General features: G+C 67.2%; 8 protein-coding genes. 4 read left to right on the top strand and 4 right to left on the bottom strand.

From position 1 onward, the window contains the following. The first annotated feature begins 254 nt into the window (after nucleotides 1-254). The 4 genes from ABB28_RS12910 to ABB28_RS12895 all read left to right on the top strand — a co-directional run bounded on the left by ABB28_RS12910 (nucleotide 255) and on the right by ABB28_RS12895 (nucleotide 12,224). On the top strand, nucleotides 255-2,996 hold the full coding sequence (locus ABB28_RS12910; RefSeq protein ID WP_057509002.1) for a TonB-dependent receptor: 2,742 nt from the start codon (nucleotides 255-257) through the stop codon (nucleotides 2,994-2,996). 208 nt (nucleotides 2,997-3,204) lie between these two features. Next, the gene (locus ABB28_RS12905; protein ID WP_057509001.1) at nucleotides 3,205-6,360 is read left to right on the top strand and encodes a TonB-dependent receptor; all 3,156 of its coding nucleotides are present in this window, start codon (nucleotides 3,205-3,207) and stop codon (nucleotides 6,358-6,360) included. A 16-nt stretch (nucleotides 6,361-6,376) separates the two neighbouring features. Further along, on the top strand, nucleotides 6,377-8,338 hold the full coding sequence (gene pelA / locus ABB28_RS17770; protein ID WP_083492027.1) for a pectate lyase: 1,962 nt from the start codon (nucleotides 6,377-6,379) through the stop codon (nucleotides 8,336-8,338). Between the two features lie 61 nt (nucleotides 8,339-8,399). After that, on the top strand, nucleotides 8,400-12,224 hold the full coding sequence (locus tag ABB28_RS12895; RefSeq protein ID WP_083492026.1) for a LamG-like jellyroll fold domain-containing protein: 3,825 nt from the start codon (nucleotides 8,400-8,402) through the stop codon (nucleotides 12,222-12,224). A gap of 36 nt (nucleotides 12,225-12,260) precedes the next feature. Here the strand turns inward: ABB28_RS12895 and ABB28_RS12890 are convergent, their stop codons facing one another. From ABB28_RS12890 to ABB28_RS12875, 4 genes are all read right to left on the bottom strand, one after another. Further along, nucleotides 12,261-13,073, bottom strand: coding sequence for a hypothetical protein (locus ABB28_RS12890; protein WP_057509000.1), 813 nt, complete (start codon nucleotides 13,071-13,073; stop codon nucleotides 12,261-12,263). A gap of 155 nt (nucleotides 13,074-13,228) precedes the next feature. Then, nucleotides 13,229-13,813, bottom strand: coding sequence for a cysteine dioxygenase family protein (locus tag ABB28_RS12885; RefSeq protein WP_057508999.1), 585 nt, complete (start codon nucleotides 13,811-13,813; stop codon nucleotides 13,229-13,231). 129 nt (nucleotides 13,814-13,942) lie between these two features. After that, a complete protein-coding gene (locus ABB28_RS12880) occupies nucleotides 13,943-14,797 on the bottom strand; it encodes a rhamnogalacturonan acetylesterase (RefSeq protein ID WP_057508998.1) in 855 nt (284 codons plus the stop codon). A gap of 18 nt (nucleotides 14,798-14,815) precedes the next feature. After that, nucleotides 14,816-15,895 carry a glycoside hydrolase family 43 protein gene (locus ABB28_RS12875; protein WP_057509041.1) on the bottom strand — a complete coding sequence of 360 codons (1,080 nt, stop codon included), beginning with the start codon at nucleotides 15,893-15,895 and terminating at the stop codon, nucleotides 14,816-14,818. Nucleotides 15,896-15,911: the final 16 nt, after the last annotated feature.

The raw sequence follows: 15,911 nt of genomic DNA, 5'->3' as shown, positions 1-15,911 counted from the left end.
CGTCGCTGCCCGCCGGAGGGAACCACGCACCCCGCGTGGCTCTTGGCTATCGGTGTCATTCTAGTCCTCAGGGCCACCACGTCTACCCGCCCCCATTGTCGAAGTCATTGTCCCGCAAGCCTCTGCGGGACATGCGCAATCTGTTGCGGTGCAAGATGCCCGATCCTGAAGGTGCTGTTAACGTCCGCCCTGACCAGCGGTGTCATCTTGCTGACATCGCGTTGTGAACCAGACCTTTGGGAGAGGGAAAGGCCATGATTTCTCGTAGCAACCGCAAAAAGACACCGGTTACCTTGCTGGCCCTGTCCATCGGTCTGGCACTCGCCGCCCCCGCCGTCGCCCAGCAGACCAGCAGCGACGCTGCGACCAACCTGGACGCAGTGACCGTCACCGGCTACCGCGCCAGCGTGGAAAAGGCGCTGGACATCAAGCGCGGCGAAGCCGGCGTGGTCGATGCCATCGTCGCCGAAGACATCGGCAAGTTCCCGGATCTCAACCTGGCCGAATCGCTGCAGCGCATCCCCGGCGTGGTGATCACCCGTGACGGCGGCGAAGGCCGCAGCATCTCGGTGCGTGGCCTCGGCCCGGACTTCACCCGCGTGCGCATCAACGGCATGGAAGCGCTGGCCACCGTCGGCGCCGGCGACCAGAGCGGCGGTACCAACCGCGGCCGTGGCTTCGATTTCAACGTGTTCGCATCGGACCTGTTCTCGCAGCTGATCGTGCGCAAGACTGCTTCGGCCGATGTGGAAGAAGGCTCGCTCGGCGCCACCGTCGACCTGCGCACCGCGCGCCCGTTCGACTATGAAGGCTTCACCTTCGCCGCCAGCGGCCAGGCCAGCTACAACGACATGGCGCAGAAGGCCGATCCGCGCATGGCGGCGCTGATCTCCAACACCTTCGCCGATGGCACCTTCGGTGCGCTGCTGTCGGTGGCCTATTCCGAGCGCCAGGCGCTGGAAGAAGGCTCCAACACCGGCCGCTGGGCCAATGGCCCGAGCAACGGTGGCTTCGCCGCCAGCTCGCCGTTCGCCGCCGCACGCGGTGCCAACGTGTTCCACCCGCGCTTCCCGCGCTACGTGCAGATGGAGCACAAGCAGGAACGCCTGGGCGTCACCGGCTCGCTGCAGTGGAAGCCGACCGATCGCACCGAACTGTCGCTGGACGCGCTGTATTCGAAGATCGATGCCGACCGCGACGAGCACTACATCGAAGCGATCTCCTTCAGCCGCTCCGGCACCGGCAAGCCACAGACCATCGTGCGCGACGGTGAGATCCGCAACAACGCGCTGGTCTACGGCGTGTTCGACAACGTCGACATCCGCAGCGAGAACCGCCACGACGAGTGGAGCACCGATTTCAAGCAGGTCAGCCTGAACCTGGACCATCGTTTCAGCGATGCGTTCTCGATCAGCGGCAAGCTGGGTACCTCGCGCTCGGCGCACGAGAACCCGGTGCAGACCACCATCATCATGGACAAGTTCGATGTTGATGGGTACAGCTACGATTACCGTGGCAACAAGAACATGCCGATCCTCAACTACGGCGTGGATCCGACCAACCCGAATGGCTGGACGCTCGCTGAAATCCGCCTGCGCCCGCAGACGGTGGACAACGACTTCGACACCGCGCAGCTGGACTTCAACTGGAACATCAGCCCCGGCTTCCGCCTGAAGGGTGGCGTGCTGGCCAAGGACTACAGCTTCGACACCGTGGAACTGCGCCGCGCCAGTGAACTGGCGGTGCCGACCTTCCCGGGCAGCGGGCTGATCGTGCCGCCGGCCTACACCCAGCAGGAAGGCCTGCAGGGCATCAGCGGCACTCCGTCGCGCTGGGTGGTACCGAACCTGGATGCGGTCGCCGACCTGTTCGACATCTACAGCAACACCGGCACCTTCGCCGTCGCCCCGCGCCTGAACAACAGCCGCAGCGTGGAAGAAAAGGACCGCGGCGTGTGGCTGATGGGCGAGTTCTCCACCGACCTCGGTTCGATCCCGCTGTCGGGCAACTTCGGCGTGCGCTATGTGGAGACCAAGCAGGAATCCAACGGCTACGCCACCGTCGGCGGCGTGCCGGTGCTGACCACCAGCAACCGCAAGTACGATGACACCCTGCCCTCGTTCAACCTGGTCGCCGAAGTGGCGCCGGACTTCCTGATCCGCCTCGGCGCGGCCAAGGTGATGACCCGTCCGGGCCTGGGCTTCCTGACCCCGGGCGTGACCGTGGCGGTGGCCGGCGGCGCACGCACGGTTGCCGGTGGCAACCCGAACCTGGATCCGATCCGCGCGACCAACGTCGACCTCGGTTTCGAGTGGTACTTCAACGAAGGCGCGATGCTCGGCCTGGGCCTGTTCTACAAGGACATCGAGTCCTTCGTGCAGACCACCCGCGACGTGCGTCCGTACTCCACCAGCGGCCTGCCGGCCAGCCTGCTGGACGGCACCGGTGCCACGGTCAACGACGAGTTCACCTTCAGCATTCCGTTGAACACCCCCGGTGGCGAACTGCATGGCGCGGAAGCCAACTACACCCAGCCGTTCACCTTCCTGCCGGGCAAGTGGTCCAACTTCGGCGTGCAGTTGAACTACACCTGGGTGGAATCGAAGATCCAGTACCTCAATGGCCAGGGCCAGCCGGTGATGAAGAACGACCTGACCGGCCTGTCGCCCACCTCGTGGAACGCCACGCTGTTCTATGAAGGGGAAGTCTGGTCCGGCCGCGTGTCGGCGACCAACCGCGACGACTACCTGACCCAGGCACCGGGCCAGGAAACCGGCTTCAACCTGGACGGCGTGCACGGCATGACCGGCACCACGATGATTGACGCCTCGCTGCGCTACAAGGTCAGCGACCAGCTCGAGCTGACCCTGGAAGGCGTCAACCTGACCAACGAAGCGTCCGACGAATGGGTGCGTTCGCCGCTGACCGGCCAGCTGCCGCTGATGTACACCGAGACCGGCCGCCAGGTCCTGCTCGGCGTCCGCTACAAGTTCTGATCGCTGCATCGCACGCGTCCGCGTGGCGGCCTGCACGGCGCCACGCGCTGCATCACCTCCGCCTGCCATGTGCTGCGTCGCAAGATGCGGCGCACGGCAGCGCGCTGTTAATTTACGCCCCCATGCCGACTGGATGATCGGTGTCACCTCCTCGGGCCGGGCGTACCCCGACGTCACCGCAAGCGTCATCTCCTTGGAGGGAGCCGACATGGATCGCAACCGTCACCGCCATACCCCCTGCACCGCCGCACTGGCCACGGCCATCGCTCTCGCACTGCTGGCCACCCCCGCACTGGCGCAGGAGGCCGGCCCGCCTTCCAGCGTGACCGAGCTCGATGGCGTCAAGGTCACCGGCTACCGCGAGAGCCTGGAAAAGTCGCTGGACGAGAAGCGCTACGCGACCGAACAGGTCGATGCGATCTTCGCCGAAGACATCGGCAAGTTCCCCGACCAGAACCTGGCCGAGTCGCTGCAGCGCATCGCCGGCGTGTCGATCGACCGCGAAGGCGGCGAGGGCCAGCGCATCTCCATCCGCGGCCTGGGTTCGGACTTCACCCGGGTACGCCTCAATGGCCTGGAAGCCCTGGCCACCGGCGGCAACGGCAGTGCCGGCGTCAACCGCAGCCGTGGCTTCGATTTCAACACCTTTGCCTCCGAGCTCTTCAGCCAGGTCAAGGTCAACAAGACCCAGTCCGCGCAGATGGACGAGGGTTCGCTCGGTTCCACCGTGGACCTGCGCGGTTCGCGCCCGTTCGACTTCGACGGCATGCAGGCATCGGCCAGCGCCCAGGTCGGCTATGGCGAGCTGGCCGAACAGTACGATCCGCGCATCTCCGGGTTGATCAGCAACTCATGGGCCGACGGGCGTTTCGGTGCCCTGCTTTCGGCGTCGTACAGCAAGCGCAACGTGTACGAAGAGGGCTACAACCCGGTGCGTTGGGAACACGGCAACCACCGCAATTCCAACCAGTCCAACGCCAGCAACAACGGCACCTACGGTTTCTGTTCGCCGGTCGGCTACAACCCGCAGACCCCGCGCAACCCGGCCGCCAATGAAACCCCGGCCGGGGTCGGCAGCCAGGCCAACCAGGATCGCAGCAACGGCTGGGGCAGCTATGGGATCGATGCCAACAACTGTGGCACGGGATTGCCGCGCCCGGCGGCGACCGCGGAAAACATCCAGGCGTACGAGACCGCGACCAACGCCTGGCTGCCGCGCTATCCGCGCTACATCCGCACCGAGCACGAGATCGAGCGGCTGGGCGTGACCGGCGCGCTGCAGTTCCGGTTCAGCGAGGACACCCTGCTCAGCTTCGATGCCATGTATTCGCAGCTGGACAAGGACCAGCGCGAAGACTCGGTGGGCGCCAACCTGCACCGCGCCGCCAACCTCGGCGGCAAGACCCAGATCGTGGTTCGCGAAGCACAGGCCGACGACCAGGGCCGGCTGACCTACGGGGTGTTCGACAACGTCGACTTCCGCACCGAATCGAGCCTGATCGAAGAGTCGACCCGATTCCAGCAGTACAGCCTGAACTTCGAGCACCGCTTCAACGACGCCGTGCGCCTGGACGCGGTGGTCGGCCATTCCAGCTCGGATTACGAGCGGCCGACGTTCTCGATGGTCAGCTTCGACAACAGCAACCTCGATGGCTTCGTGCTGGACATGCGCAATGGCGGCATGCCCTCGATGAGCTTCCCGTTCGGCCTCAATGATCCCGATGCGTGGCGCTGGCTCGGCTACGGCGCGGTACCGGTGAACAGCAACGGCACCGCGCGCGGCAGCAACATCAGTGAAGTCAGGCTCAACCCCAGCTACGTCGATAACCGCTTCGACACCGCGAAGGTCGACCTGCAGTTCATCATCAACCCGACCTTCACCCTGCGCACCGGCCTGGCGTACAAAGACTACGACATGGCGACCGAGGAGTACCGCCACATCAGTTACGGCCGGCTGGCCCAGGCGCTGCCGGCCGGGGTGACCGTCGCTGACCTGTCCACCACCCTCGATGGCTTCGGCAGCAGCCTGCCGGGCCAGACCCCGGGCAGCTGGCTGGTGCCCGACTTCAGCCGCGTCGCCGAGCTGCTCGACATCAACTGCAACTGCGATACCGGCATTCCCGGCGGTGACTACCGCTTGGCCGGGATCGGCCACTTCGGATCGTCGAACAACAACTTCGACGTCAACGAACGCAGCATGGCCGCCTACCTGCAGCTCGATTTCAACACCGACCTGCTGGGTCGCGCGTTCCGCGGCAACCTGGGCGTGCGCCTGGTGGATACGCAGATCACCGCCTCCGGCTGGGCGCCCTGCCCGGCCGACAATACCGCCAACTGCGAGACGTTCTTCGGCGTGGCCAGTGCGACCGCCGCCGCCGGTGACCGCCAGGCCATCAGCACCGTGGTCCAGCACAGCTACCAGGACGTGCTGCCTTCGTTGAACCTGGCCTGGGACGTGGCCGAAGACGTGGTGCTGCGCTTCGGCGCCGCCAAGACCATGGCGCGGCCGACGCTGGCCTACATGTCACCGAGCGTCAGCGGAGGGCCCACCCAGTACTTCGACGACGGCCGCACCTTCTCGATCAACCTCGGCAACCCGAAGCTGGATCCATTCCGTTCGACCAACGTCGACCTCAGCGCGGAGTGGTACTTCGCCGAAGGCGCGATGCTGTCCGGCGCGGTGTTCTACAAGGACATCGACAGCTACGTGCAGCGCACCCGCCTGCTGACCACCTGGCAGGACATGGGCTATTCGCTGGACCTGCTGCCCGCCGGCTTCGCCGCCGACACCCTGTTCAACGTGCAGAGTTACTACAACACCGAAGGCGGGCCGCTGAAGGGCTACGAGCTGACCTACCAGCAGCCGTTCACCTTCCTGCCCGGGTTCTGGAGCCGCTTCGGCATCCAGCTCAACTACACCCACGTCGGCTCGAGCATCAAATACCTGTTCAGCAGTGCCGCCGGCAGCAATACGCGCATCGAGACCACGGTGACCGAACAGGACCTGGTCAACCTGTCGCCCGATTCGTACAACGCCACGCTGTACTACGACGACGGTCGCTTCAGTGCGCGCGTGTCGACCAGCTACCGCGACGGCTACATCAGCGAAGTGCTGAGCCAGGAAGGCGTGTGGGACCTGGATGGCAACTCACTGGCCACCCCGGATGTCACCGGCAAGCACAGCGTGCGCAACGTTGATTTCAACATGTCCTACCGGATCACCGACAAGCTGTCGATGACCTTCGAGGCGATCAACCTGCTGGATACCGAGGACAGCCGCTGGGTGGACTCCGCGCTGCGTCTGCAGGACCGCTACACCGTGACCGGACGGCAGTACTACGCCGGCCTGCGGTACCGGTTCTGATGGTGCGCTGGCGCTGATGCGATCGCTCCTGCGCCATGGCGTGCTGCTGCTGGCCCTCGCGGTGACGCCGGCGTTGGCCGGCACCGCCGCGCCGGACCCGGTGGCGGAGAACATGCTGATGCTGCAGACCGCCTCCGGCGGCTGGTCCAAGCATTACCAGCGCAGGGCGGTCGACTACGCGCACGTGTTCACCGATGCGGAACGACAGGCGCTGCGCTCGCCCGGGCGCAGCGACGACGCCACCATCGACAACCGCGCCACCACGCAGGAAATCCGCTACCTCGCCGATGCCTGGGCACGCACCCGCGATGCGCGCTACCTGGATGCCGCCAGCCGCGGCGTGGAGTACCTGCTGGCCGCGCAGTACCCCAACGGGGGCTGGCCGCAGTACTACCCGGACCGTTCGCTGTACCGGCAGCAGGTGACCTTCAACGACGATGCCATGACCCGCGTGCTGGACCTGCTGCAGGACGTGGTGGAAGGCAAGGGAACGCTGGTCGCGCTGACCCCGCGGTACGCCGACCCGGCCGGGCAGGCGCTGGCCCGCGGCCTGGACTGCGTGCTGGCGACCCAGGTGCGGCTGCAGGGAACGCCGACCATCTGGGCGGCGCAGTACGACAGCGACAGCCTGCAGCCGGCAAAGGCGCGAGCCTATGAACTGCCTTCGCTGGCGGTGGCCGAGTCGGTCGGGGTGATGCGCCTGCTGATGCGCCAGACCGATCCGTCGCCGGCCGTGCTGCGTGCCGTGGAGGACGGCGCGCGCTGGTTGCAGGCGCACCGGCTGCCCGACCTCGCCCGGCGCAAGGTCGCCGCGGTCGACGAAGAGACCGGGCAGGACGTGCTGATCGTGGATGAACCGGGCGCCTCGCTGTGGGCGCGTTTCCATGACCTGGAAACGCAGCAGCCGATGTTCGTCAACCGCGCCGGCGAGCAGGTCGCGCGCTTCACCGACATGCCCAACGAACGCCGGGTCGGCTACGCCTGGCACGGCACGTGGCCGCAGGCACTGCTGCAGGACGAGCTGCCGCGCTGGCGTGCGCGGCACGCGGCGGCCTTGCAGGCAATGCAACAGCAGGGGCCGCCGCGCCCCTGGCGGATTGACGCCGATGGGTCCGGTGACTTCGCCACGCTGCAGCAGGCATTGGATGCGGTGCCGCAGGGCAATGCGCTGCGCCAGCTCATCGTGCTTGGCCCGGGCCTGTACCGTGGCGTGGTTCGGGTACCCGCCGCCGCGTCGCACGTCACCCTGCGCGGGGCAGGCGCCGGTGCAACGCGGATCAGCTGGGACAACCACGCCAAACGCATTGATCCGGCAACCGGAGCCGCGTTCGGCACCAGCGGTTCGGCAACGCTGTTCGTGCATGGCGATGCCTTCATCGCCGAAGACCTGACCATCGAAAACACCGCAGGGCCCGTCGGCCAGGCGCTGGCACTGAGCGTGCGGGCACCGCGCGCCGGCTTCCGCAACGTCCGCCTGCTGGGCCATCAGGACACGCTGTATACGCACACCGGCAGCGTCGTGCACTTCAAGGACTGCTACATCGAGGGCAGCGTGGACTACATCTTCGGCGGCGCCACCGCGCTGTTCGACGACTGCACGCTGTTCTCCAAGGGCGGACACGGCTACATCACGGCCGCCTCGACCCCGCAGGACCAGCGTTTCGGCTACGTGTTCCGCCGTGCCCTGGTGCGTGGCGAAGGCGTGGCGACGACCTGGCTGGGCCGTCCCTGGCGTGACCATGCGCGGGTGGTGTTCGTGGACAGCGACCTCGGCGCGAACGTGGTCGCCGCAGGCTGGCACGACTGGAACAAACCGCAGGCACGGGCCACGGCCTTCTATGCCGAGGCGCGCAGCCGCGGACCGGGTGCGGCGGCCGCCGCGCGCGCGGGCTGGAGCCGGCAGCTGGATGACACAGCCGCCGCCGGCTACACCCGGCAGGCGGTGCTTGGCGACTGGAACCCCTTCGATGTCGATTGAAGGTGATGCACCCTGCAGGCTGTTGCTGGCCTGCGCTTCCCTGCAAACGTAGGAACGACCGATGACCGATGCAATGCTGCGTACCTTCCTGTTGGCCGGCTCCCTGGGCATGTTGGCGGCCACGCCCGGCGTGCACGCGGCAGCGGGAGCGCGCGGCGATGGCCTGCTGTTCCACGTCTCGGCCGACGCCGATTTCACCGCCGACCATGCCGAGGGCGAGGCGGTACCGAACTTCAGGGACAAGGTCCGGCTGGTCGCCGATGGGGCACGCGGCAAGGCGATCGAATGGGACGACGACGGCGTGCTGTCGTGGAACGCGCCCGGCAACATCCACGCCCAGCGAGGCACGCTGTCGTTCTTCTGGCGTTCGCGCTACCCGGTAGGCGAGGCACCCTTCGTGATCTTCCGCGTCGGGTACGCGGACCACAGCAGCTGGGACATGGCGTGGCTGCGGATCGACTGGAACGGGGAGGGCTTCGATGCCTTCGTCACCGACGCCAACCTGGCGCGCACGCGCGTTTCGTTCAAGCTGGACGCCCGGCCGGATCCGGCGCAATGGAAGCACCTTGCCTTTGCCTGGGACGAGACCGCCGGCGTGCGCCTGTACGCGGATGGCCGTGAAGCCGCGCGCGTGGACACCACCGCCGATTACGATGCCGCGCTGGACCAGCTGGGACTGGCCGGCCGGGTGATGGCGCCCTACCAGGTGCAGAGCCGCTACAACTTCCTGCGCGGCAGCGATTTCGATGAGATCCGGGTCCACGACCACATGCTGGAGGCTGCCGCGGTGGCGGCGCTCGCCGCCGGCAGGTCCCCGCGGTCGGTCGACGGCGCGGAAAGCGTGGCCGGTGACGCGCGCGCGGCATGGCTGCATCGTTTCGGCTGGGAAGGGGCGGCACCCCCGGCGTTGGCGGCCGATGGAACGCGCATCCGCAAGGTGGAGTTCGCCGACACCAAGGACCTCAAGCAGTGGATGTGGAAGGCCACCGACGGCATCGCCGAAACCACCTGGCCGGGCGTCTACAACCGCTCGCGCCTGCCCGGCCGCAACGACTATTTCCAGCTGCCGGACTGGAACACCTACGTGGAAGCCGGCCAGCACCTGGACCTGACCGTGCCGACGGATGAAACCGTGAACCGCATCGAGGTGCGTGGCGCGGCGTTCGGCTCGCTCGCCCACGGCCCCGATGCGGCCAGCGCCAGCACCGTGCTGATGCAGCGCCCGCGCGGCGTGGTGCGCAGCGTGGACGACATTCCGGCCCAGCGCGGCGGCGTGCTGCGCTTTTCCAACGAGGAACAGGAAACGCCGATCCAGGAGATCTGGGCGTACCACGTGGAAACAGGCGCCGAGCCCGAAGGCAGCGTCAAGCAGACCTACCTGGTGGACAGCCAGGCGCTGCCGGACTACACCAACCTGGACAGCCTTCGCCGCTACATCGATGGCCGCTACCCGGCGGCCGAACGCAGCACGGTGATGGCCCTGCCCAAGGGCGCCGGTTCGCGCCGTCGCAGCGCCGACAGCCTGCCTGCGCAGCCGCGGCCGATCGTGCACGTGCTGATTCCTTCCGGCGTGGGCGATGCACCGGCCAACCAGCCGCTGATCCGCAGCTGGGCGCACAGCTGGGAAAACATGTATGACGGCCTGGATGGCGTGGCCATCGACCTGCCTGCGCTGGACCTGCCGGCCACCCACGATGGACTGATCCCGCTCAACATCCGCATCAAGGATCCGATCTGGCCGGCCCGCGACATGATCGATGTGTCGGTCTCGGTGCAGCCAGGCGTCAAGCGCACGCTGTGGCTGGACCTGCGCGACCGCATCCTCACCGCCGACAGCCTGTGGCTGAGCATCGCTTCGGCCGCACCGGGTTTCGATGCGGGCGCACTCGATGGCGCCGAAATCCGCATGGTGTTCAAGCCCCGCCAGGAGGCCATCGCCGAACATGTCGCCGACCGCTTCAACCAGGTACGCGACAACTGGGGCTTCCTGGTCGAGGAACACACCACGTCCAAGCGCCAGCGCCTGTATGCGCGCGTGTACGCCGACCTCAGCGACCTGCTGCGGGTGGACCCGGACCATGAACTGGGCCGTCTGTACTGGAACTACATCAGCTACAACAGCCAGGGCAAACCGCCGTTCACCCCGCCGGCCGTGCCCAAGGGCGTGCCGGCCTGGGCGTTCAACCAGGTGCAGGACCTTGCCCATGTACGCCGCTTCATCGACTGGTGGATCGACAACCGGCAGGTCGCCTACGGCGACTTCGGCGGTGGCATCTCCGACGATTCCGACCTCACCCAGCAGTGGCCCGGTCTGGCCCTGATGGGCGTGCAGCCGGACCGCCTGAACGCCTCGCTGACCGCCCTGTCCGACGCGGTGTACCGCAATGGCATGTTCAGCAACGGCCTGAGCACGATCGAGACCGATGAACTGCATGCCTACGAAGAAGGCATCAACACCAACAGCGCCATGCTGTACCTCAACTGGGGCGATCCGCTGACCGTGGAGCGCCTGATGGAAACGGTGAAGGCCTTCGACGAGAAGATCATCCTGCCCAACCCGCAGGGCCACCTGCTGTTCTCCAGCAACTGGTTCGGTGGCAACAAGGTCTACCGCGAACCGAACTGGCAGTGGCAGAAGCCGTATTCGTTCCCGGTGCTGCATCCGGCGTTCCTGCTCGGCCAGTTCAACGCCGATCCGAACAGCCGGCGGCTGGTCACCGGCCTGGCCGATGGCTACCTGGCGCACGCCTATACCGATGACAAGGGGCGCTGGGCGCTGCCCAACGAGATCAACTGGGCGACCGGGCAGACCCGTGGTGGCGAGCTCAACAACGGCTCCGGCAGCGGCGACATCATGCATGCGTTCTGGGCCGCATGGCGCTGGAGCGGTGATGACAAGTACCTGAAGGCGCTGGACTACCGGGTGGAGCGTGGCGGTCCCGGCGCGCTGTCCAACCTGGGCGAAAACTACGTGGAGGTACTGGGCCGGCAGCAGGACTGGTACCCGAAGCTGACCGCCGATGCGAAGAGCGGCAAGACCGGCTTCGCCAGCCTGATGGCCTGGCAGGCCAGCGGTGATACCGGCTACATCGAGGCGCTGCACGCCGATGGCATCCAGGCCAAGGCGCAGCGCGAGTACATGAACACCGAAGGCCACTGGTGGTCGGACCGGGTGGAAGCACCGAGCGAGTTCCTGCAGCGCGCGCGGTTGGGCGGCATCGCGCTGAAGCGCAACCAGAGCTGGCCGGGGCATACGGTGAGCTGGCGCTTCGACCGCGATGAAGCGGCCGAACAGGTGGCACTGCTGGTGCATGCACCGTCACGCGAGCGCTTCACCGTGACCAGCCATAACCTGGGCAAGCGGGTGATCCATGCCGACATGACCGGCTGGAACGTGGCCAGCGGCACCTGGCGGGTGCGCAGCGGCGTGGATGCCGATGGCGACGGGCGCATCGATGGCACGCCGCGCGAGCGCGAGTTCGTGCTTGAGAGCAGCGCAAGCACCGCGCTGCAGTTCCAGCCGGGCCGCACCGAGGTGTTCGAGTTCGAACGGGTGCGCGCCGGTAGCCCGGTGGAGCAGCGGGCCGACCTGGGCGTAGGCCGCGGCGACGTGCGGGTGGATGGCCGCCAGGTGCATGTCACCGTGCACAGCCTGGGCCATGTAGCCACCGGTGTGGGCGTGGCGGTGCTGGAAGATGCGCGCGGCCGCGAGATCGCGCGGATCGAGGTCCCGGCCATGGAGGCGCCGCTGGACCTGCAGCCGAAGACCACCACGGTGAGCCTGCCGCTGCCGTCCGGTGAGCGCAGCGGACTGCGCGTGCGGGTGGGGCTGGCGGACGATGGCGAAGAGGTCACCCGCCTGAACAACACCGTCGCCGTGCCCTGAGGGGGGTGACGGCCACTGGCCGTCACGCCTTCGCGCTCAGGCAAGGCTTGCGGTCACGAACTCGATGTCGTCGACGATCAGGTAGCGCTTCCCGTACTGGGAGCGCGACGGGGTGCCGACCGCGAGCACATAGGCACCCGCCAGGTCTTCGAGATCGTCAACGCGGAAGCGACGCTTGAATTCGGGCCAGATGTGGTCCGGGATTCCAATGCTGATGTCGCCGCGTCCGCCGGAGTTCAGCCAGACGGTGCCATCACGCTCCCCTGCGTCGGTAACCAGGCCCCAGCAGCCGGCCAGCCGATCGAAGTGGCGGGGCTGCAGGGCGGGGAATTCGACGAAGAAATCGCGCAGGGTCCGGCCTTCGATCCCGCCGATCTCGATGGCCTGGTCCGAGGCGCCGAATGCTGGCGAGCTGCGCAGGTGCTTGAGCAGCGTGCTCAGCCTGCGGTGCGTGCGGGCCGTGCGTTGACCGTCGCCGTGCAGGTGCCGACCGCCGCGCCGGCCCGGGTCCGCCTGGCCGTCGTCCTGCAGGTGCGGCGCGCCTTGCACGGCACCGAAGTTGAGATCCACCACCAGCACGTCGGTGTTGTGGGTGATCGCCTCGTCCGGCCCGATCCCACTCTCGACGCGCAGATGATCTTCGGCGGCCATGCCGCAGCCGGGGGCGTGGGGGCGCGCACCGAAGCAGGCGGCGCGGCCACTGGCAGCCTTCTTGCGGAAGAACGCCTGCTGCCCGCAGCGCACGCAGGTCAGGTTGCGTCGCTTCGCTTCCAGGTCGGCGGGCGGCAGCTGCTGGAACCGGACGGCGGTGTAATCGACCCCGTCCAGTGTGCAATGCGCGATATCCATAACGTTCTCACTCCCTGCGTGTGTCTGTAAAAATCCTACAGACCGCAAGGAGGTGGGAGGTTGCAGAAATCGATCACCGGGTGGGCACCTCAGCCGCCGCCGGAGGCAGGGACACTTGAGGCAGGGACGGCCGCTGGCCGTCCTTGCTGCGCCGGTCAGCTGTCGCGGTCCAGTTCCTGCACGCGCGGCTGGTACCAGCCATCGCCGAGCGGATCGAACACGGTGCTGCGCTCCATCGGACCCTGGTAGACGTGCAGCGATACCGCGATGTCCTGGCTGCTGGCGTTGCGCAGTGTGTGGTATTCGTGCGGAGGAATCAGGCTGCCGGCACTGCCCGTTTCGCCATACAGCACCGGCTGCGCCGCAAACCGCCAGCGCGGGCCGCGCTGTTCCAGCAGCGCATAGGGGGTAACCTGCAGGTCGCCACGCCAGACCCCTTCCACGCACCACATGGCATCGTGGTCATGCAGCGGGGTGCCCTGCCCCGGCCCCCAGCACATCGCGATCACGCTGTAGCCCAGCGTCGTGCTGCGGTGCAGTTCGCGGCGTGCATAGCGGCCCTGCAGGGGCTGGTGAACGCAGGATGGCAGTTCGATCTCGGGATCATGGATCGCCTGCCGCAGCGTGTGCTGCAGCGCATGGGTTATCCCTTCAGCATCGCCCTGCCCGACCGCCGCATCCAGCGCCGTGATCAGGCGGTCTTTCCCGCGGAAGGCCGGTGGGGTGAAGTGCAGATCCATGCCTGCAGTCTAGGCGAGTGATGTCTGCGGAACGTTTGCACGGCGTTAATGGCGGAGCAGAGCACGTATTTCCGTACGCCTTGGTTGCAATAATTGGGGTGCGCAACCCGAACGAAGGGACTGAATACGTCACGGCAGCAGCAGGGGCCGCAATGCGGGGACGCTGCGTGCAAGTTCTTCGGCCACGATCGTGGCGAACACATCCGCGCCCTTGTCGCCCAGGTGGGTGTAGTCGAAGGCGCGCTTGGCCTGCCCCATCGGTTCCAGCACCGCACGTTGCGCGGCGCTGCCAGCCGCGCTGGCGGGAGCGGCATCGACGGTAGTGCCGTTCAGTGCGGCTGCCACCTGTTCCTGCGATGCAGGCGACTGCGCCAGCTGCATGGCCAGTACCGGGCCCATCGCCTGCACCAGCTGCCGGCTGCGCGCGTGCAGGTCGACCAGCGGGACGTCCAGTTCGCGTGCCACGCCGCGTACCGCGTCCGCCCACGGCCCGAGGTCGTCGATCAGCTTCCCGTCGGCGAACTGGCGGCGGGTCAGCGGCGTGACCAGCACCGGTATCGCACCGGCGGTTCTCACCTCGGCAACGTAACGGCGCAGGTTGTCGGGGAACTCCCGCTGCAGGTCGGTGGAACGTCCCGGTTTGCCGGGCTGGTCGTTATGCCCGAACTGGATCAGCACCCAGGTGGCCACATAACCCGGTGTGCGCATCTCCGCGTCCACCACGGCCCATGAGCCTTCGGCGCGATAGTTGTAGGTACTGCGGCCGCCGCGCGCCAGGTTGATGCACGCCGCGAACGAAACCAGGTGGTCGGCGCAGAACCGCGGCCCCCACCCGCCCTGCACGGCGGTGGTGGAATCGCCCACCAGGATGACCTTGCTGGCGCGGATCGGCGTTGGCGCCGGCCGGTCGGCGGGCGTCTGGGCCAGCGCCGGCAACGCGATGCAGCAGGCCAGTGCAAGCAACAGGAGACGATGTCGGGTCATGCGCGGTAGTCCTCGGCGTCAGCGGAAAGGGTTGATCGGGCGGATGGAGCCATCGGGTTCGTGCACCAGTCCGGTGACCTTTGCATTGCGCAGATGGGTGCGGTTGCTCAGCTGGGTGTCGTGGTAGAACAAGTGCCAGTGGCCGTCCACCTGCACGATGGAATGGTGGGTGGTCCAACCCTGCACCGGCAGCAGGATGACCCCGCGCCAGGTGAACGGGCCCCACGGCGAATCGCCCACCGCATAGCTGATGGTGTGGCTGTCGCCGGTGGAATAGCTGAAGTAGTAGCGTCCTGCATGCTTGTGCACCCACGCCGCTTCGAAGAAGCGCCGTGCCAGGTCGCCGCCGGTGATCTGCGTGCCCTCCGGGGTCAGCAGCTGCACCTCGCGCGGCGGCGCGTCGAACTCCAGCATGTCCGCGCGCAGGCGTGCCACCCGCGGCGCCAGCGCTGGTGCATCCGGTTGGCCCAGGTCGGTGTCTCCCAGGGTGGCGTCGTAGCCCTGTGCAGTCCAACGCTGCAACTGCCCGCCGTGGATACCGCCGAAGTACAGGTAATGCGCACCGTCATCGTCGGCGAACACGGCCGGATCGATGCTGTAGCTCTGCTGCATCGGCTGCGGCTGGGCGGTGAACGGGCCTTCCGGCCGCGTGCCGGTCGCCACGCCGATGCGGAACACGCCCTGCTTGTCCTTGGCCGGGAAATACAGGAAGTAACGTCCTGCCTTGTAGGCCGCATCCGGTGCCCACAGCTGGTGCGCCGCCCACGGTACGTCCTCCAGTGCCAGCGCCAGCGGATGCACGGTGACCGCTGCCCCGATCCGGTCCATCGACAGCACATGGTAATCACGCATCGCAAAGCCCTTGCCGGGCTGGTCATCGGCCGCTGGTGCCTGGATATCATGGGAGCCGTACACGTAGATGCGGTTGTCGAACACGTGCGCGGACGGGTCGGCGATGAACGGCGAATCGACCAGCGGCGCATCGCGGAAGCGGGCCTGGGCAAGCGCCACCACAGGGGCCACGCCGAGGATCAGCAGCAGCAAGCGCAGGGTTGGCACCACGCCATGCGCGGCGCACTGCCGGGGTCGGACATGCATCATCATCAGCTCCTTT

The organism is Stenotrophomonas chelatiphaga (assembly GCF_001431535.1).
GTDB classification, from domain to species: Bacteria; Pseudomonadota; Gammaproteobacteria; order Xanthomonadales; family Xanthomonadaceae; genus Stenotrophomonas; species Stenotrophomonas chelatiphaga.
This window is presented reverse-complemented; position numbering and strand designations above follow the sequence as displayed.

Bases quoted from the DNA above. Each gene is read 5' to 3' on its own strand.
- ABB28_RS12910 (WP_057509002.1), top strand. From the start codon at position 255: ATGATTTCTCGTAGCAACCGCAAAAAGACACCGGTTACCTTGCTGGCC.
- ABB28_RS12905 (WP_057509001.1), top strand. From the start codon at position 3,205: ATGGATCGCAACCGTCACCGCCATACCCCCTGCACCGCCGCACTGGCC.
- pelA (WP_083492027.1), top strand. From the start codon at position 6,377: ATGCGATCGCTCCTGCGCCATGGCGTGCTGCTGCTGGCCCTCGCGGTG.
- ABB28_RS12895 (WP_083492026.1), top strand. From the start codon at position 8,400: ATGACCGATGCAATGCTGCGTACCTTCCTGTTGGCCGGCTCCCTGGGC.
- ABB28_RS12890 (WP_057509000.1), bottom strand. From the start codon at position 13,073: ATGGATATCGCGCATTGCACACTGGACGGGGTCGATTACACCGCCGTC.
- ABB28_RS12885 (WP_057508999.1), bottom strand. From the start codon at position 13,813: ATGGATCTGCACTTCACCCCACCGGCCTTCCGCGGGAAAGACCGCCTG.
- ABB28_RS12880 (WP_057508998.1), bottom strand. From the start codon at position 14,797: ATGACCCGACATCGTCTCCTGTTGCTTGCACTGGCCTGCTGCATCGCG.
- ABB28_RS12875 (WP_057509041.1), bottom strand. From the start codon at position 15,895: ATGCATGTCCGACCCCGGCAGTGCGCCGCGCATGGCGTGGTGCCAACC.